The organism is Longispora fulva (assembly GCF_015751905.1).
GTDB classification, from domain to species: Bacteria; Actinomycetota; Actinomycetes; order Mycobacteriales; family Micromonosporaceae; genus Longispora; species Longispora fulva.
Genome location: NZ_JADOUF010000001.1, coordinates 3,484,805 through 3,502,973, shown reverse-complemented (window position 1 = coordinate 3,502,973; position 18,169 = coordinate 3,484,805). Strand labels below are relative to the sequence as shown.

Here is an 18,169-nt window from a genome sequence, read left to right as displayed (position 1 = left end):
GGAGCCTCCCGCCCGCCGGACCCGTCAGCGGCGCGCCGGCGAGTGTGTCGGACCGCCGGGTCGACGGGTTTCCACCTCGTCCCAGTCGTGACACGGGTCGAACCCGACATATGGTGGGGCGATGACCGACCTGCGCGAGCTGTTGGACACCCACGTCAGGAACGGCTCGGTGCCCGGCGCCGTGGCCCTGGTGGCCCGCGGCGACCGGACCGAGGTCGCGGCCGTGGGCTCGGTCGCGGTCGGCGGCGCGCCGATGGCCAGGGACTCGATCTTCCGGATCGCGTCGATCACCAAGCCCGTCACCGCCGCGGCGGTCATGGTCCTGGTCGAGGAGGGCCGGATCGCGCTCGACGAACCGGTCGACCGGTGGCTACCGGAGCTGGCGGAGCCGATGGTCGTGCGCACCCCCGCCAGCCCGGTCGACGACGTGGTCCCGGCGGTCCGTCCGATCACGGTGTTCGACCTGCTCACCTCCACCGCCGGCTACGGCTTCGCCTCCGACTTCACCCTGCCGGCCGTCCAGCGGCTGTTCCCGGTGCAGAAGGACGGCCGGCGGCCGGCGACGTTCCCGGCCCCGGACGTGTGGATGGCCGAGCTGTCCCAGGTTCCGCTGCTCTACCAGCCGGGCGAGGCGTGGTTGTACGACACGTGCTCCACCCTGCAGGGCGTGCTGGTCGCCAGGGTCGCGGGCCGCCCGCTGCCGGAGTTCCTGGCCGAGCGGGTGTTCGGGCCGCTCGGCATGGTGGACACGGGCTTCGAGGTGCCGGCGGACAGGCTCGGACGGTTCACGAGCTACTACCGCCGCGGCGAGGCGGGCGCGTTGGAGCTGGCCGACGGGCCGGAAGGGCAGTGGAGCGCCCCGCCGGCGTTCGCGCTGGGCAACGGTGGGCTGGTCTCGACGGTCGACGACTGGCTGGCGTTCGGGCGGATGCTGCTGGCCGGGGGCGTGACCGCCGACGGTCGGCGGCTGCTGTCCGCCGACTCGGTGCGGCGGATGACCAGCGACCACACGACCGCGGTCCAACGGGCGGTCGGCGAGCTGTTCCTCCAGGGCCAGGGCTGGGGCTTCGGCGGCTCGGTCGACGTCGCCGTCCTCGACCCGTGGAACGTGCCGGGCCGGTACGGCTGGGTCGGGGGCACCGGGACGTCGGCGCACGTCGTCCCGGCCACCGGCACCGTCGCGATCCTGCTCACCCAGGTCGGAGCCGACAGCCCGGTCCCGCCGGAGTGGATGTCCGACTTCTGGCGGTACTCGACCGGCGCCGGCTGACCGAGGCTCACAGCCGCACGTCGGTGCCCGACACGATGACCCGCACCCGGGGTCCGGGGCGGTACCGGGCGGCCCGCTGTCCCGCGGACGCCCACGGCTCGACGCCGACGACGAGCAGCCGCACGACGCCGACGTCGGGCCGCCCCGGAGGGAGCAGCCGGCGGACCGTCGCCGGATCGCACCCGAGGACCGTGATCCGCTCGGCGGCGACGAGCCGGTGCGGGTCGGCGCCCACGCCGGGCGGGGCCTCCGGGGTGAGAAGGTTCAGCGTGCCGCCGGTGCACAGCGCGCGGACCCAGGCGACGGTGAACCGTCCGTCGGTGACCGGGGTGCCGAGCGGATCCGGGTCGGCGAGGTCGTACGTCTCGGTCCGGTCCGGCCGGGAGCCGGCCGGGTCGCCGTGTTCCACGAGCACGTCGAGGGTCCCGTCGTTGCGCGGCGGCGAGTGGTCGGTGGCCGTGGTGGGCGCGGTCGGCGGGCCGTCGATGTCGTCGAGGCGGACGACCGGGTGGTCGCCGGGGAGGTCCGCGTGGTGGGAACCGCGGGCCAGTACCGCGAAGGGTCGCAGTTCGCGGAGCCGTCGCCGGACGGGGCCACCCGGGTCCACCAGCGCGAAGGCTCCGCCGGCCTGCAGGACGCCGAGCAGGGCCGCCACCAGGTGCGGGCCCCGGGGCAGGCAGACGGCGACCGGGGCGCCGAGGGGCAGGCCCAGGCCGCGCAGGTGCCGGGCGACCCGGTCGGCGCGGTCGGCCAACTCGGCGTAGCTCCACGCCGTGTCGCCGCACCGGACGGCGGGGGCGTCCGGCGTGGCGCGGACCCGGTACTCGAAAAGACCGCGCAGGCTCACGGGCGACCCTCCACAACTGACAGGCGACGTCGGTCCGGCGCCCGTCGGAGCAGCGGGTTCGCGGGCGCGGAGGATGACTTGAGGCTGTCAGTCGGGGACCTCGCGCGCATGTCGGGTGTTTACCGGACGGGCGCCCACAGCTCCAGACACAACGGCTCCGCCACCAACCGCCCGCCGGCCCGGGCCAGCAGGGGGCCGGCCCCGCCGCCGTCGCCGACGTCCTCGCCGACCACGGTGATCCGCACGCCGCCGTCGCGGGGCGCCGCCCGCACCGTCACCGGCCCTGACCCGCAGGCCAGCACCGCCGCCACCGCCGCCACCAGTACCGGAACCGCCGCGACCGGCTCGGCGCGCAGCGCTGAGTCGTGCAACCGGACGGGCCGGTCGGCAGCCTGCGCGATGGTCCGCAACGCCGCCAGCAGGTCCGGTTCCGTCCGCCCGGTGTCCACGAAGTCCCGCAGCCACGCCGACACCTCGCGGACCCGCGCGGCCTGCCCGGGTTCTGTGACCACCCCGTCGGCCGCCAACAGCTCCATGATCTGCAGGGCCCGGTCGTGCAGCGCGCCGGCGTACGCCTCACGCTCGGTCGCCGTGGCCAGGGCCGCGGCCTGGGCGACGGCCTGAAGCTGTGCGGCCCGCAACGCCGTGGTGGACGTGCGCAGGTACCGGGCGACCGACCACCCGACCAGCGGATTGACCAGGAAGCCGGGCGTCGCGGCCAACTGGGCCGCCAACGGCTGGTGGCGGATGCCTACCCCGACAACCACCAGCGTGGCCGCCCAGGACACCCCCACGCCGAGGGCCCACCACAGCCGGCCGGCGGTCAGTCCCACGGCGAAACTGAGCAACTGGGTGTACTGCGCGGCGAAGTACAACCACCCCGTCCCGCCGGGCGGCAGGATCAGCGCGCCCACGACGAGCATCGCCACGCCCAGCGGCAGGTCCACGGCCCGGCCGACCCGCCCGGCCCGGCCGGCTCGCCACCAGCGCGCCGCCACCACCGCGCTGACCGCCGTGACCGCCGCGAGCAGGGCCACGGGCTGCCACGGGTGGTCGAACCGGGGCCCGGTCCACGTCAGGATCCCCCACATGACCACGAGCGCGCACGCCCGCACGATGAGGCCCGCCGTCAACTGCAGCGGGGCGTCGGGCCGTCTCACCGCGGCGCCCACAACAGCACCACGGTGCCCCGGCCCGGGGCCGACCGGACGGCGGAATGGCCACCGGCCCGCGACATCCGGTCCCGTACCGACCGGGCCAGGCCGAGCCCGACCGGCACCTCGGCCGGGTCGAAGCCGCAGCCGTCGTCGGCCACCTCGACCAGCCAGCCGTCGGCGGTCCGCCGCAGGCTGAGCCGGGCCACGTCCGCCCCGGAGTGCTTGCGGACGTTGGTCAGCGCCTCGCGGGCCGCCTGGACGAGCGCCGCCGCGCCCCGCCCGCCGGGTGGCAGGTCCCCGGCCGGCAGGTCCAGCTCCACCCGCAGGCCGGTGTCGGCGAGGTCGCCGGCCAGCGCGCGGAGCAGGTCCGGCAGGTCGCCGTCCGGTTCGCGTGGACCGCGGCTGAGCAGCCCGTGCAGCCAGGCCACCTCCCGGCGGGCCTGGCCGGCGAGCCGGGGGTCGGCGATCGCGCCGGACTCCAGTACCTCCGTGAGGGTCGTGAGCACCCGTTGCCGCAGCGGTTCGGTGTGCCGTCGGCGCTCGTCGGCGGCGGAGAGGGCCGCGGCGCGTTCGGCCGTCTCGCGATGGTAGGCGTCGGTCCGCCGGGCCACGGCGCGCACCTGCCGGGCGACCAGGGCGGCGATCAACGCCGAGCCGTGGAACGCCGTCGAGTTGGGCACGACGTTCCACATCGGGTTGCCGAGGAGGAGCTCCCCGGCCACCGAGGTGGCCGTGACCAGGGTCACCGACGCCATGGCCACCGGCAGCGGCCACGGGACCAGGCCGGGGACGGCCGCGGTGACGACCAGGAAGTCGTACAGCGGACTGTTGTCCCGTCCTGTCGTGGCCGCCAGACCGCCGCCGTACCAGCAGAGCAGGAACGACGCGGCCAGCAGCGCCGCCCGGAGCACGGCGTCGACGGCCACCCAGGATGGCGGCAGTCGGCCGCGCCGCCAGGAGACGGCGGCCAGCAGTCCGGCGGACACGGCGGCGGTGACGCACACCGCCAGCAGGGGCAGCCGGGCGGGGGAGGCTGGCAACGTCACGGCCTGCCCGACGACCAGGAGCAGCCCGGCCACCGGACCGGCGAAGGCGGCCACGGCCAGGGTCCGCTCGGCGCCGGCCGCGGCGCTGTCCGCTGCCGGCACGGCGACGGACGGCGCGAGGTCCGCCCGGCTCACCGGACGTCGCCGGCCGGGAAGTCCGGGTAGTGCAGCCGGAGGGCCTCCATGGCCAGCACCACGCGGTTCCCGCGTACCCCCAACTTGCGTTTGATCCGGTCTATGTACGTGTCGACGGTGGACATGTCGATCGACAGCCGGGCGGCGATCTGCTTGTTGGCCAGGCCGCTGGCGATCAGCTCCACCACCTCCCGTTCGCGCGGGGACAGCCGGGGGTCGGTGTTCTCCGCGGCGGCGAGCAGGTCGGCCAGTTCCCCGGTGAGGTAGATGTCCCCGGCGGCCACCGTCCGGACCGCCGGCAGGAACTCCGCCAGCGGGGCACGCTTGGTCAGGTAGCCGCGCGCGCCCCGGGCGAGCGCGGAGCGGACGTCCAGCGGCCGGCCGGAGCGGGACACGACCAGCACGTGCGCGCGGGCCGCCAGTGCCTCGATCACGTCCAGGGAGGGCCGCTGCCCGCCGTCGAGGTACAGATCGCACAGCACGACGTCGAACGCGTCCCCGGCCGGCAGTTCGCCGGGGTCGGTCACCCCGGAGACGACCACGACGTCGGGAGCCGCCACGAACGTCTGCTCGAAGCCGAGCACGTTCATCGGGAAGTCGTCGACCACCGCCAGCCGGATCATCCACATAGTATGTGCCAACGGTCGGCCGGTTCCGGGGCTCCCGACGCTGGTCCGACAGGGGAGAGGCCCGGACGTCGCCACGGTGACCGACGCGCGAACGCGACGCCAATGGCGGTGTAAGGCCTTGTCAGAACCTGTTTGCTGACAGTCAGATCCTGGACACCGTCGATGCCCCGTGGCTACTTTCAACGAGTTCCACCTCTCGATGCCACAGGCCCCGGCGGGTCGACATGTCGCTCGCCCCGGCACCGCAACCCCTGGGAGAACACATGTCACACACAGCCTCGTCACGCCGCGGCTTCGCCCGTCTCGGGATCGTCGGCGCGGTGCTGACGGCGGTGGTCACGCTGACCGCCGGAACGGCCTTCGCGGCCAGTGGCACCGTCCACACCGACAGCGGGGTGGCGGTCACCGTCCGGTCGGGGCCGCATGTCAGTTCCAGCGCTGTCGGGTCGGTGGCCAGCGGCGCCTCGGTGAACATCACCTGCCAGACCTACGGCGACACGGTCACCGGCAAGTACGGCACCAGCAACATCTGGGACAAGATCTCCACCGGCTACATCACCGACACGTACGTGTACACCGGCTCCGACGACCTCATCGCGCCGCTGTGCGGTTCGGGCCCCGCGTGCTCGACCAGCGGGCTGGGTGACCCGAGGAGCTGTTCCCAGGCGGTGACGTGGGCGATCAACCACAAGACGACGTCGTACGTCGCGGACTACTACAACCGGTGCGACCACATCATGGGGCTGGCCTACGGCTTCCCGGCGAGCGGTTCGACCACGGCGTACGTGCACTGGACCCAGGTGCCCTCGGCGTACCGGCACGCCGGTGACACCAACGTCCCGGCCGGTGGCCTGGCGTTCTTCTCCGGCGGGGCCGGCCACGTGATGATCTCGATCGGTGGCGGGAAGTTCATCTCCAACGACATCCACGGCAACGGCACCCTGACCGAGACGACGATCGCGGAGATCAAGAGCCAGTGGGGCAAGCCGTACCTCGGGTGGACCCAGCCCTGGTTCCAGTACAACCACTGACCGTCACGAGGGGGCGCGGTGTCCGGACCGGGCACCGCGCCCCCTCGTTGGCTGAGGTGCTGAGACCGGTGCACTCCACCTGAAAGGGTCGGGAACCGGACTCCCGCAGGGAGGCCTTGTCTGTCTATGATGGATAGACGTTCCGGCCCACTTCCACAGGGCCGGCCTCCTCTGCCGCGCGAGTGACCAGCGTCGACAGGGTTTCCGAGCGAAGGGCGGGAAGCGGTGCGCGAAATCAGCGAGGAAGACCTCCGTCGTCTGCGTGAGTCGAACCGACGTCTGAAGATCTCGCTGCTGGCCACTCTGGCAGTGGTCATCGCGGGAGTCGTCCTGCTCGTGGCGGCCGACGTGTCCTTCCCGCTGGGGGGCGGCGGATTCATCGGGATCTGCATCGGCCTGCTGCTGCTCATCCCGCAGCGGCGTCTGCTCAGAGAGCTCGGGCTGACCAACACCGAGGCCCGGGCGATTCTCGAGGCCGACAGGGAACGCCGCAGCGGCGTCGCCGCCCTGCCGCCGGCGGCGCGCGCCGAGCGCGAGACACTTCGGGCCCGCGTCTTCCTGGTCGCCGGGAGTGTGACGGTGCTGATCTTCCTCGTCGCGGCGTTCTACTTCTTCTCCAAGGCCGGCGAGACGGTGGAGGAGGACGCTCCGACCGACTACTGGTTCGCGATCAGCTTCTTCGCGGGCTTCGCGGCCCTGTGCGCCGGGCCGGCGCTGCTGTGGCAGTCCCAGCTGCACCGGGCCAGGGCGGAGTCCTGGAAGGCCGCGGAGACCGGCGACTGATCCGGACCGGCGTCGATCCGGCGGGCCACATGGTGTGGGATCGCCGGATCGGCCGGTGCGGAAAGACACCGGCCCACGTAGCAGGATGGGGCCATGACCTGGTCGACCACGTCCGACATCGGAGTCTTCCTCGCCGCGGCGCGCGCGTTCCTCGAGTCCCGCCCGGTCGAGCACACTGTCCTGCTCACGGAGGCCGCCTACCTGCACGCTCGGCCGAGTGCGGCGACCGATCAGCTCCACGGCTGGTGGCGGACCGCCGGTGGCGACGTCGCGGGCGCGTTCGTCCGGGCGCCACGGCACCCGCCTGTGCTGTCGATGGTGCCCGCCGACGGGATGGCGGACCTCGCCGACGTCCTGGCCGGTGCGCGGGGGATCGGAGTGGACGGCCGGCTGGCCGACTCCGTCGCGGTGGCCTGGGAGCGCCGGACCGGTGTGCGGCTCACCGAGCGGTCACGGATCACGCTGTACCGGCTGGAGCGTCTGGAACCACCGGCCCCGCCCCGGGGAAGCGCCCGGACGGCCGGGCCAGCGGACCGCGACCTGTTGGTGTCGTGGTTCGAGCGGATGATGGCGGCGTTCCCCGACGACCCCAGCGACCTGGCCTACGTGGTCGACGACCCGATCAGCGTCGGGGGCATCACGCTGTGGGAGGTCGACGGGGTGCCGGTGGCGATGGCCGGCCGCAGTCGCACGGTGGCCGGCATGGTCCGCCTGAGCGCGGTCTACGCCCCGGACGACGAGACTCACGCCGACGCGGCCTTCGTGGCGGCCTGCGCCACGGCGGCGGAGACGGCTCGTGACGTCCTCGTCTTCGGGTCCGCCGACGACGGCGTGGCCGACGGGAAGTACCGGGCCCTGGGGTTCCGCCCGGTCCTCGACCGGGTCACGCTCGGGTAGCCGCCGCCGTGGGTCGGGTCGTGTCCCGCCCGGGAGCGACCGACCCTACGGGCGCTACGCTCGGCCCATGAAGATCATCTCCCGGGACCTGGCGCCGACCGGCACCCTGCGGGCCTCCATCAACCTGGGCAATCCGGTGCTCGCCCAGGGCACGGCCACCGCGCCGACCGGTGTCACGGTCGACATCGCGCACGAGGTCGGCGCGCGGCTGGGCGTACCCGTCGAACTCGTGTGTTTCGACGCCGCGCGCAAGTCCTTCGACGCGATGACCGCCGGCCGCGCGGACCTGTGTTTTCTCGCCGTCGAGCCCGCGCGGGCGGCGGAGGTGGCCTTCACCGCGCCGTACGTCGTGATCGAGGGCGTGTTCGCCGTGCCCGTCGACTCGCCGCTGACCACGCCGGCCGACGTCGACCGGCCGGGCGTCCGGATCGGCGTGAACCGCGGGTCGGCCTACGACCTGTACCTGTCGCGCACCCTGGAACACGCGACCCTCGTGCGCGGCGAGGACGGGACCGCGGAGTTCCTCGGCGGGGGCCTGGAGGCGGTGGCCGGCGTCCGGCAGCCGATGACGGAGTTCGTCGCCGCCCGCCCGGGGGTGCGGCTGATCGGGGAACGGTTCATGCAGATCCAGCAGGCCGTGGGCACGACGAGGACCCGGCTGCCCGAGACCGTGGCGTTCCTCCGGGACCTCGTCGAGGAGCTGAAGGCCAGCGGGTTCGTGGCCGACTCGCTCCTGCGCGCGGGTCAGCCCGACGCCGCGGTCGCGCCGCCCGGGTAACGACTCAAACCCATTGATCGGGGGTACCGGCGGGTGCGAGTCTGATCGGATGTCTGATGAGCCCCGCTGGGTACAACGGTTCCGCGCCCCGAACCTGCCGGTCCTGCGCTGGGCCCCCGACGCGCCGGACCGCGCCGTCTACGTGTCCAACGCCTCCGGCGCCCTGCAGGTGCACACCTGGGACCGCGCCACCGACACCCACCACCAGCTCACCGACCGGCCGGCGGGTACCACCCTCGCCGTGATCGACCGGGACGGCTCGGAGGTGTGGTGGTTCGCCGACACCGCCGGTGACGAGCGCGGCCGCTGGATGCGCCAGCCGTTCGACGGTGCGACCCCGGCGGTCCCGGCCACCCCGGAGCTGGGTCCCGGCTGGCCGGTCGGGCTCGTGCTCGGCCGCTCGACCCAGGCCGTCGGGTTGTCCACCGAGGAGGGCGTCACGATCCACGTCGGCGGCCGGCTGCTGCACTCCAGTCGGGTCGACGCCTCGGTCGGCGCGCTCAGCGTCGACGAGACGCTGCTGGCCGTCGAGCACGCCGAGTACGCCGACGCCCGGCACCGGGCCGTGCGGGTGCTCCGCGTCGCCGACGGGACGGTGGTCGGCGAGCTGGTCGACGAGCACGGCCTGCGGGTGGTGGACTTCGCGCCGGACGGCACCCGGCTGCTGCTCACCCGGGACCGCGACGACCGGCCGGGGCCGCTGATCTGGGACCCGGTCACCGGCGCGGAACACGCGCCGGAGGTGGACCTGCCGGGGGAGGTCTTCGCCGACTGGTACCCGGACGGTCGGGCCCTTCTGCTGCGGCACCGCCACCACGCGCGCGACGAGCTCTACCGGCACGACCTGGACACCGGCGAGCTGACCCGGCTGGACACCCCGCGCGGCACCATCATGGCCGCGGCGGTCCGCCCGGACGGGACGGTCGAGTACCGGTGGTCCTCGGCCGCGCACGCCCCGGCGATCCGCCGGCTGGACGGCACGGTCGTGCTCGCCTCGGAGGCGCCCGGTTCGGTGCCGTTGACCGACGCCTGGGTCGGCGACGTGCACGCCCTGATCGCCCGGCCGGAGGGGCCCGGACCGTACCCGACGGTGTTCCTGCTGCACGGTGGGCCCGACGCCCAGGACATCGACCAGTTCTACCCGGGCCGCGCGGCCTACGTCGACGCCGGGTACTGCGTCATCCACGTCAACTACCGCGGCTCCCTCGGCTACGGCACCGCCTGGCGCGACGCGCTGATCGGCCGCCCCGGCCTCCCCGAGCTGGAGGACACCGCCGCCGTGTACGACTGGGCGGTCGCCGAGGGCATCGTCGACCCGGCCCGGTGCGTGATCGGCGGCGCCTCCTGGGGCGGGTACCTGACCCTGCTCGGGCTCGGCACCCAGCCGGACCGCTGGGCCGCCGGGCTGGCCATCGTGCCGATCGGCGACGTCGTCGGCCTGTGGGAGGACGAGATGGAGCCGGTCCGCGAGTACGACCAGGCGCTGTTCGGCGGCACCCCGCACGAGATCCCCGAGGTGTGGGCCCGGTCCTCGCCGATCACGTACGTCGAGCACGTCCGGGTGCCGGTGCTGATCACGGTCGGCGAGAACGACCCGCGCTGCCCGGCCCGGCAGGTCGACACCTACGTGGCCCGGCTCGACGCGCTCGGCAAGCACTACGAGCTGCACCGGTTCGACGCCGGGCACGGCAGCGTCGTCGTCGCCGAGCGGATCGCCGACCAGCTGCGCGAGTTGGACTTCCTCGCCCGGCACCTCCCTACGGTTCCCGCCGCACCGTGAACAGGTCGCCCGGCTGGCAGTCCAGAGCCTCGCACAGCGCGGTGAGGGTGGAGAACCGGATGGCGCGGGCCCGGCCGTTCTTCAGGATGGACAGGTTCGGCAGGGAGATGTTCATCCGGCGGGCCAGCTCCGACACCGTCATGCCGCGCTCGGCGAGGAGGCGGTCGATGTGGACGTCGACGCGGTGCTCGTCCTCCGGGGGCATCAGATCACCCCGTCGAGTTCCGCGCGGAGCTGGCCGCCGCGCCTGAGGATCTCGCCGAACGCCAGCACGAGCAGGCCGGTCAACAGCCACCAGGGCACGCTGGGGGAGTCCGCCATGATCGTGCCGCTGTCGCGGAGCACGCTCTTCTGCAACGCGACCCGCGCGGCCAGCGCGACGAGTTCCGCGCCGCCGCCGCAGCCCAGGACGAGGAGCCCCAGCTTCCGGACCCGGCGGATCATCTCCGGGGTGAACGGGTCGTGGTGGTAGGCCTCGCGGACCAGCCGGCGGGCGAAGAGCAGGATCGGGATCAGGGCGAGGACCGTCAACCAGCCCAGGCCGAGGTCGTACAGGACCGCCTGGAACGCGCTGGGGTGCGTGACCCGGACGGTGACGAGGGAAAAGGTGTCAGGGACGTTGACGGCGGGGCTGTGCGGCAGGTCCTGCGCGGTCCGGTCGTACGCGTCGCCGAGGTCCGGGTAGATGTCGGACAGGTACACCCTGATCGAGACGTCCCTGACCCAGTCGGAGTGGAACAGGTCCGTCAGGCCCAGGAGGGCCGCGATGACGTCGAACACCAGGATGGCGGTGAGCAGCTTGTGCGTCCGGGCCAACCAGCCCGTGCGCGTCCGTGCGGCGGTATCCACAGCGTCCTCCACTTATCGATATTCGATGCATCGATAATCGCTATGGGAGCGGAGGTTGTCAAGCCGTGCCGGTCCTGTTCCGGTGGTGGACGGAGGACGGGGACGACCGCTCTCACACGGACGGCACGACCCCGGCGAGCACACCGCTGATCATCACCGCGTACGCGGCCGCCGACACCGTGACTGTCGCCAGGATCGTCGTGAGCGGCGGCTGGCGGACCAGTTGGTAGGCGATGAGCCCCGGGGCGACGAAGCCGAGCGTCTCGTGCACGAACAGCAGCGGGAAGTCGTGCTGGATCAGCGCGAACAGGCACAGTTGCAGGACAACGCTGAGCAGCACCACCGCGGCGAAGAGGCGTTTGCCGTACAGGATGACGACCTTCTGCAGCAGCACCGTCGCCCCGTAGGTGACCGCCGTCATCACCACCACGAGGGCGGCCTGCCGGTAGTCCTGCAGCAGGGACAGCGCGAGCCAGCCCGGGGTGATCATGCCGCCGGGGGACAGGTTCGTCATCAGGTAGCACAGCAGGGAGAACACGAGGCCGGCCCCGAGGGCGAGGGTGGCGGTCTCCGGGGCGAGTTCGACGGTGATCATGAGGGCCTTCCGGGGGTGGCGTGGTCGACCCGGGGCAGTGTCGCCAACTCCTCCAGGAGGAGCTCGCCCTGGCCGTGGATGTTGCCGACCGTGACGAGGGAGACGTGTCCGTCGACCCCGGCGGTGATCTGGTCGAGGAGGTCGCGCGGGGAGCGCCGGCCACCGAGGTCGAAGATCCGGTCCTGCCAGCCGGCGGGAACCGTGCCGCGGGCGCTGCGGGTGGGCTCGCCGATCAGGATCACCCGCTCCGGGTCGATGTCGCCGATCAGGGCGCCCATCTGCCCGTTGCGCTCCACCCGGTCCGGCCGGCAGTTGATCACCACGTGCAGGGGGCGGCGGATCATGTCCTGTTCGTGCAGGCGGCGGATGTTGAGGAGGGTGGACTCCGGGTCGTTCGCGGCGAACACGTTCGCGACGGCCAGTTCGCCGCCGGGGACGCGGAACCGTTCGACGGTCAGCACCCCCGGATCGGGCGGCGCGGCCCACATGCCGGCGAAGGCGTCCTCGCGCCGCACGCCGCACAGCTCGGCGACCGCGAGGGCGATGGCCACGTTGTCCTTGAACGTGATCCAGCCGAACGCGCGCATCTCCTCGTCGGTGACGCCCTCGGGGTCGACCTCGATCAGCCGGCAGTCGCGCCGCCGGGCCTCCGCGCGGAGGATCTCCACCCGGTCCCGCTCCGCCGTGACGCAGATCCCGCCGACGGGCATCGACCGCGACAGGGACCGGGCCACGTCGTCGAGCGTGGGCCCCATCTCGGCGAGGTGGTCCTCCCGCACGTTGCACAGCACGCCGATCGTGGACTCGATGAGCTTGGACTGGTTGATCTCCTGCAACGCCGGCATCACGGCCATGCACTCGATGACGAGTACGTCGGGGTGGAACGCCGCCGCGCGCCGGACGATCCCGATCTGCTCGACGACGTTGGCGATCCCGAACTTGCGGTACACCGGCTCCTCGGTGGCGTCGGGGTAGATGAACCGGGCGGCGGTACCCGTTGTCTTGGCCACCACCACCTGCCCGCCGCCGCGCAGCGCTCCGGCGCACAGCCGGGTGATGGAGCTCTTGCCCCGGATGCCGTTGACGAGCACCCGGGTCGGAATGCCGCGCAGGTGGCGGTGGTGGTGGCGTTGTTCGACGACGCCGGCGACCAGCAGCGCGACGCACAGGGCCAGGAACGCGAGGGCGAGGACCGACATGTCAGCGCCTCCCGACCCGCGACACGGGCGCGGCGGACGCGGCGCGCGGCGCGGGAACGACGGCCCCGGCCCGCGGCACGGGAACGACAGCCCTGGCTCTCGGGACGGGCGCGGTGGCCCCGACCGGGTCCGGTCCGCGCGGGCCCGGGATGATCGGCAGCACCATGGTGGGCACCCCGACGGCCCCGCGCAGCCGGGTGGCGCCACCGAGCCGTTCCGGGCCGTACAGCGCGACCTGGCGGCAGATGTCCAGGCACAGGGCGATCGCGCCGATCTCGTCCTGCCGGGCCAGCGATATCGGGGTACGCGTGTCCCCGTCCGCCAGCCGCCCCGCCGCCCCCGCCAGCCGGCGCAGCGGCAGCGCGACCAGGAACAGGTGCCAGCCCAGCCCGCCGAGCCCGACCGTCACCGCGGCCAGGGCGACCAGGAGCCGCCGGTGGCGTTCGCGCCGCTCGACGAGGTCCAGGTCACCGGTGCGCCGCTCGGCGATCACGGCCAGTCCGAGGTGCCGGGTCGCGCTCTCCGAGTCGAGGGCGACGGCCGTGACCACGGCCCGGCTACCCGCGACGGTGACGGTGCCGACGGAACTCCGCCCGGCGAACGCCGCGGTGCCAGCGTCCCGCAGCCGCTGGTTGCGGACCGTGCCGAACGCCTGGTAGCCCTCCGTGTCCACCCAGGTGCGGAACCGCTCGTCCACCAGCCGCAACCGGCCGTCCGCCCGACCGAGCAGCGCCGAGAGGTAGCGGATGTCGTACTCGGCGACGAGGTCCGAACCCGGGGCCAGCCGGGCGTGCGCGTAGAGGGCTGGGACCCGGGTGACCCGCTCGTCGACGACCACCCCGCTGCCCGGCGGGACAGGTCCGGCGGGACGCAGCGGCTCACGTCCGGCGGGACCGGCGGTCACCCGGCCGGTGGCGTCGACGACGTAGACGCTGCGGAAACGGCCGTTCGCCGCGAGGGCGTCGAGCTGCGCGCGTATCCCGGCCGAGCCTGCCCCCGCCCCGGACGCCCCGGCTCCAGCCGCCCCGGGCCCGGCGGCTCCGGCTCCGGCCGGCCCGGCCCCGGCCGCCCCGGCCGCGCCTGCCCCGACCCCGGGCGCACCGGCCCCGGCCGCGGTGCTGACCTGGGCCAGTCCGCTGTCGAGGGCCTGCTGCACTGTCCGCCCGACGATGTCGACCTGGTTCTGCAGGTCGACGGCCACCTGCGCCGGCACCGGAGGCTCGTGGCCCTGGTCGGGGGCGACCGCGGCCACGGCCCACCCGATCGGCGCGGCGGCGCACAGCACGGCGACCAGCCAGGTGCTCAGGGCCGGACGGGTCGGCCGTGGTTGCCCCGGGCGTCGGAGCCGTCGGACGCTGTCGGCGATCCGGGCCACCTCCCGGGTCCGCCACCGGGGTGCGTGGGTGCCGCCGTCGCCGATCGCCGCCGCCGAGCAGTGGGTACGCAGCCGGCGGAGCGGGGCGACGATGCCGATGTGGCCCAGGACCAGGCACACCACGGCGACCCCGCACAGGCTGAGTGCGAGGGGAAGGCCGCTCCAGGGCGAGCCCTGCGGCTGGAGGGCGACGTGCGCTACCGAGACGACGGTGAGCCCGGAGTCCCCGGTGGACACGGCACTGACGACCGGCACCGTCGTACCGACCGCGGAACCACCCCCTGCGGTCGCGCCCCCGGCCCCCGCAGGCCCCGCTCCGCCCGTGGCATGTGGCCCAGGCCCGGCTCCGGCCGTGGCACCCGGTCCAGGCGCGGTACCCGTAGGCCCGGGAGCGGCACCGGCTCGCGCCGCGGTCCCGACCACGCTCGCCGCGCCGCGCCCCGCCGCGTCGGCCGCCGCGCGCGCCACCAGGGGCGACAGCACCGGATCGTCGGAGCTGACGGCGGCCCCCTGGGCGACCGCCCATCCGCCGACCCGCGGCACGAGCACGAGACTCTGCCCGGCGTCGACCCGCGCCAGGTGCGGCCGCAGCGTCGTCGACGCGACCAGCTCCCGGCCGTCGGCCAGGGGCACGAACCCCACGAGGTGCACCCCGGCGGCGTCGCGCACCGACGTCACCCCCGCCGCCGTGGAGCCGGCGGCGAGGCTTCCGACGGGGACCGGTCCGCCGTAGGCCTGGACGGTTCCGCCGTGGTCGAGTACCACGCTGCCCCGCCACGTCGATCGTCCACCCACGACCGATTCCGCGAGGTGCCGCGGGTCCCGTCCGGCCTCGTTGTGCGCGTAGCCCTCCGCGGCGGCGAGGAGGCTTTGCAGGCCGGTGATCGCCGTGGTGCGGATGCCCCCGGCGACCAGTTCCGTCGTCCGGGTCTGCGCCTCGACGACGGCCCCCGGCACCGAGGGGTGCGCCGGCCCGGCGAGGCCCACCACGCCGGCCACCGCGACCAGGACGAGCGCGAGGGCACAGACCCGCGACGGCACGGCGACCCCGGCGGGCAGACGCGGGCGGGGCAGCTGCCGGTCCAGACAGATGCGTCGCCACTCCTGTGAACCCATGTCGCCTCCGATGCCCGCCTGACACAACCCAGACATGACGGAGCGTAAAGTTCGGTGCGTTAAGGGGTTCCTAAATGTTCACTAACATCCCTCTAAGAACGACAATCCGGACCAGACGGTCGGAGTCACCATTCCTCGTCGTCCTCGTGCACGTTCGCCTTGGACACGCCGGGCCTCTCCCAGAAGGCCTCGACCGTGCTCACGTGCCCCGGCGACTGCAGCCGGACGACGATCCGGGTCGGGCTCTTGCGGTCGACCACCACCTCGACGTACTCGTCGATGGGTTCCACCCCGGTCATGTCGACCCGGTCCTTGGAATAGGACAGCGTGACGCTGCCGCCGTCGGTGTACACGACCCGCACGACCGTGTCCGCGCCGTCCGACCTGATCACCGAGGTGGGGGAGTGCTTCGGGGTGGGCGACGGGGTCGGCGAGGGCTCCCGGTGGCGCACCTGGGCCAGGGTGTAGGCGCTCGGCGAGGGGGCGGCGCTGCGGGCGGGGGGGAGCGGCCGGCCGGGGTCGCCGCCGGCATCGGCCACGAACGCCGGGTACACGCTCAGCCAGACCGTGCCGCCGACCACTGCGGCGGCGGCGGGCCAGGCGACGGCCATGACGGTGGTACGACGCATGCCCGCATTATTCACGAATCCCACTGCCGTCGGTGGTTCCGGTATGTTGCCAGTCATGGCCCGCGTACTTGTCATCGAGGATGAACCGGGTATCCGCCATACCCTGGTGCGCGAGCTGGCGCCTTATGGCCACAGTGTCCAGGCCGTGGGCAAGGCGATGGACGGGCTTCGGGCCGTCACGCAGGGTGACCCAGACGTCGTGCTGCTCGATCTCGGCCTGCCGGACCTCGACGGCGCGGTGCTGCTCACCATGATCCGGGCCGCGACCCAGGTGCCGGTGATCGTGGCCACGGCGCGCGACGACGAACGCGACATCGTCCGGCTGCTCGGCAAGGGCGCCGACGACTATGTGGTCAAACCGTTCTCGGTGGCCCAGATCGCCGCCCGGGTGGCCGCCGTGCTCCGGCGCACGAAGCAGGCCGGGCCACCGGCCCCGATCGTGCTGGGCACGCTCACGGTCGACCTGACGGCGCGTGAGGCCTGGCTGGACGACGCGCCGCTGCGCCTGAGCAAGCGGGAGTTCGAGCTGCTTGCGTATCTCGCGGCCCGCGTCGGCCAGGTCGTGACCCGTCCGCAGCTCCTGGCCGACGTGTGGCGTTCGCCGTACGGCGGGGACGACCGCACGGTCGACGTGCACGTGTCCTGGCTGCGCCGCAAGCTGGGCGAGACGGCGGCCCGGCCCCGGTACCTGCACACGGTGCGCGGGGTCGGCATCAAGCTGGTCCGGCCGCCGGCCGGCTGACCGTCGGCAGGGTGAGGGCCACCCGCGCCCCGCCCAGGGCGGAGGACGTCACGGTCAGGCGCCCGCCGCACGTACCGGCCAACCGCTGCGCGATGTCGAGCCCCAGTCCGGTTGAGTGCGCCCCGCTGTTCCCGCGCACCAGGGCCAGTTCCGGCGCGCGGATGCCGGGGCCGGCGTCCTCGACGGCGAGTTCGACGGCGTCGCCGATCCGGCGCAGGCCGACGTGGTAGGTGGTCCCCGGCGGGGTGTGGTGGAAGACGTTGCCGAGCACGACGTCGAGGACCTCCTGCACGGTGCTGGCGGGCACCGGCACGTACAGGGGGGTGTCGAGTCCGGACTCGTGCCGGCGTCGGCCCTGGTCCTCGGCGAGCACCGCCCAGAACGCGATCCGGTCGGCCACCACCCCGGCGAGGTCGCACGAGCCGGACTCCTCGACGACGAGCGGCCGGCGGGCCCGGGCGACGATCGCGTCGACCTCGCGCCCCAGGCTGGCGGTCGCCTCCACGACCCGGTCGCGGGCGGACCCGGCGGGCAGCGACTCGGCATTCAACCGCAACACCGTCAGAGGGGTACGCAGCCGGTGCGACAGGTCGGCGACCAGCTCGCGCTCCATGGCCAGCAACGCCGTGATCCGCGCGGCCATCGCGTTGAACGCCACCCCGGCCGTGTGGATCTCCGGCGGCCCGGCCGGGTCCACCCGCACCTCCAGGTCGCCGGCCCCGAGCCGCTCGGCGGCCAGCGCCAGGTCCACGCTGGACCGGACGACCTGTCGGGCGAGCCGGTCGGCCAGCAGCGCCGAGGCGGCCAGCAGCAGCGTGCCCAGCCCGAGGAGCCCGAGCCACGCGGTCCGCACGCGCCACGCCGCGTCGGCGTCGGGCACGTAGACCTCGGCGACCGCGACCCCGCCGTCGGCCACGGTGACTGGCCGCAGCAGCACGTACCCGCCCTCGACGGCGACGGTCGCGGGCCGGCCGCGCGCGGCGGCCCCCGCCAGCGCCGGGTCCACCATCGGGCTCGACCTCGCGCCGATGGACATGCCGCTGGGCAGCAGCACCACGACCCGCCGTTCGCTGCCGGCGGGCATCGCGGCGAGCGCCTCGGAGACCTCCTTCGGGTCGGTGGTGACCCGCAGGACCGCCGCGATCGCGTCGGCGTCGCGGCGCGCGTCGCCCAGCGCGCGCTCCCCGGCGGTGTGGTGCGCGAACCAGGCCATGGGCACGGCGAACACGACGATCACGAGCGCGGTGGCGGCCAGCGTCACCCACATGAACCTGCGTCTCACGCCCCCATCGAACCATGTGACGTTTCGCA

At 73.9% G+C, this 18,169-nt stretch carries 18 protein-coding genes; 7 read left to right on the top strand and 11 right to left on the bottom strand.

What is annotated here, in order from left to right; translation table 11 throughout:
- The first annotated feature begins 121 nt into the window (after positions 1 to 121).
- Positions 122 to 1,270 (top strand): serine hydrolase domain-containing protein, encoded by a 1,149-nt coding sequence (locus IW245_RS15420; RefSeq protein ID WP_197003868.1) that lies wholly within the window; start codon positions 122 to 124, stop codon positions 1,268 to 1,270.
- A 7-nt stretch (positions 1,271 to 1,277) separates the two neighbouring features.
- Here IW245_RS15420 and IW245_RS15415 read toward each other — a convergent pair whose 3' ends face one another.
- The 4 genes from IW245_RS15415 to IW245_RS15400 all read right to left on the bottom strand — a co-directional run bounded on the left by IW245_RS15415 (position 1,278) and on the right by IW245_RS15400 (position 5,078).
- Positions 1,278 to 2,117 carry an AMP-binding protein gene (locus IW245_RS15415; RefSeq protein WP_197003867.1) on the bottom strand — a complete coding sequence of 280 codons (840 nt, stop codon included), beginning with the start codon at positions 2,115 to 2,117 and terminating at the stop codon, positions 1,278 to 1,280.
- 119 nt (positions 2,118 to 2,236) lie between these two features.
- Positions 2,237 to 3,277, bottom strand: a complete 1,041-nt coding sequence (locus IW245_RS15410) for a hypothetical protein (RefSeq protein WP_197003866.1) — start codon at positions 3,275 to 3,277, stop codon at positions 2,237 to 2,239.
- On the bottom strand, positions 3,274 to 4,455 hold the full coding sequence (locus IW245_RS15405; protein WP_197003865.1) for a sensor histidine kinase: 1,182 nt from the start codon (positions 4,453 to 4,455) through the stop codon (positions 3,274 to 3,276). The genes IW245_RS15410 and IW245_RS15405 overlap by 4 nt, the downstream gene beginning before the upstream one ends.
- Positions 4,452 to 5,078 (bottom strand): response regulator transcription factor, encoded by a 627-nt coding sequence (locus IW245_RS15400; RefSeq protein WP_197003864.1) that lies wholly within the window; start codon positions 5,076 to 5,078, stop codon positions 4,452 to 4,454. Before IW245_RS15400 ends, IW245_RS15405 begins: the two co-directional genes overlap by 4 nt.
- A gap of 269 nt (positions 5,079 to 5,347) precedes the next feature.
- Between IW245_RS15400 and IW245_RS15395 the strand changes: the two genes are divergently transcribed.
- The 5 genes from IW245_RS15395 to IW245_RS15375 all read left to right on the top strand — a co-directional run bounded on the left by IW245_RS15395 (position 5,348) and on the right by IW245_RS15375 (position 10,353).
- On the top strand, positions 5,348 to 6,115 hold the full coding sequence (locus tag IW245_RS15395; protein WP_197003863.1) for an SH3 domain-containing protein: 768 nt from the start codon (positions 5,348 to 5,350) through the stop codon (positions 6,113 to 6,115).
- 225 nt (positions 6,116 to 6,340) lie between these two features.
- The gene (locus tag IW245_RS15390) at positions 6,341 to 6,898 is read left to right on the top strand and encodes a hypothetical protein (protein WP_197003862.1); all 558 of its coding nucleotides are present in this window, start codon (positions 6,341 to 6,343) and stop codon (positions 6,896 to 6,898) included.
- A 93-nt stretch (positions 6,899 to 6,991) separates the two neighbouring features.
- Positions 6,992 to 7,795, top strand: coding sequence for a GNAT family N-acetyltransferase (locus IW245_RS15385; RefSeq protein ID WP_197003861.1), 804 nt, complete (start codon positions 6,992 to 6,994; stop codon positions 7,793 to 7,795).
- Between the two features lie 67 nt (positions 7,796 to 7,862).
- The gene (locus tag IW245_RS15380; RefSeq protein ID WP_197003860.1) at positions 7,863 to 8,573 is read left to right on the top strand and encodes a transporter substrate-binding domain-containing protein; all 711 of its coding nucleotides are present in this window, start codon (positions 7,863 to 7,865) and stop codon (positions 8,571 to 8,573) included.
- Between the two features lie 49 nt (positions 8,574 to 8,622).
- On the top strand, positions 8,623 to 10,353 hold the full coding sequence (locus tag IW245_RS15375; RefSeq protein WP_197003859.1) for a S9 family peptidase: 1,731 nt from the start codon (positions 8,623 to 8,625) through the stop codon (positions 10,351 to 10,353).
- Here the strand turns inward: IW245_RS15375 and IW245_RS15370 are convergent.
- From IW245_RS15370 to IW245_RS15345, 6 genes are all read right to left on the bottom strand, one after another.
- Positions 10,331 to 10,558 carry a helix-turn-helix domain-containing protein gene (locus tag IW245_RS15370; protein WP_197003858.1) on the bottom strand — a complete coding sequence of 76 codons (228 nt, stop codon included), beginning with the start codon at positions 10,556 to 10,558 and terminating at the stop codon, positions 10,331 to 10,333. The genes IW245_RS15375 and IW245_RS15370 overlap by 23 nt on opposite strands.
- Complete coding sequence (locus tag IW245_RS41650; protein ID WP_197003857.1) at positions 10,558 to 11,202, bottom strand: DUF2975 domain-containing protein; 645 nt, start codon at positions 11,200 to 11,202, stop codon at positions 10,558 to 10,560. The genes IW245_RS15370 and IW245_RS41650 overlap by 1 nt, the downstream gene beginning before the upstream one ends.
- A 112-nt stretch (positions 11,203 to 11,314) precedes the next feature.
- A complete protein-coding gene (locus tag IW245_RS15360; RefSeq protein WP_197003856.1) occupies positions 11,315 to 11,797 on the bottom strand; it encodes a poly-gamma-glutamate biosynthesis protein PgsC/CapC in 483 nt (160 codons plus the stop codon).
- Positions 11,794 to 12,996, bottom strand: coding sequence for a poly-gamma-glutamate synthase PgsB (pgsB, locus tag IW245_RS15355; protein ID WP_197003855.1), 1,203 nt, complete (start codon positions 12,994 to 12,996; stop codon positions 11,794 to 11,796). The genes IW245_RS15360 and pgsB overlap by 4 nt, the downstream gene beginning before the upstream one ends.
- 1 nt (position 12,997) lies before the next feature.
- On the bottom strand, positions 12,998 to 15,487 hold the full coding sequence (locus tag IW245_RS15350; protein WP_197003854.1) for a HAMP domain-containing protein: 2,490 nt from the start codon (positions 15,485 to 15,487) through the stop codon (positions 12,998 to 13,000).
- A 125-nt stretch (positions 15,488 to 15,612) separates the two neighbouring features.
- Positions 15,613 to 16,116, bottom strand: coding sequence for a hypothetical protein (locus IW245_RS15345; RefSeq protein ID WP_197003853.1), 504 nt, complete (start codon positions 16,114 to 16,116; stop codon positions 15,613 to 15,615).
- Between the two features lie 55 nt (positions 16,117 to 16,171).
- Here IW245_RS15345 and IW245_RS15340 point away from each other — a divergent pair, with 55 nt between their 5' ends.
- Positions 16,172 to 16,858, top strand: a complete 687-nt coding sequence (locus IW245_RS15340; RefSeq protein ID WP_197003852.1) for a response regulator transcription factor — start codon at positions 16,172 to 16,174, stop codon at positions 16,856 to 16,858.
- Here IW245_RS15340 and IW245_RS15335 read toward each other — a convergent pair.
- Positions 16,830 to 18,140, bottom strand: a complete 1,311-nt coding sequence (locus IW245_RS15335) for a HAMP domain-containing sensor histidine kinase (protein ID WP_197003851.1) — start codon at positions 18,138 to 18,140, stop codon at positions 16,830 to 16,832. The genes IW245_RS15340 and IW245_RS15335 overlap by 29 nt on opposite strands.
- Positions 18,141 to 18,169: the final 29 nt, after the last annotated feature.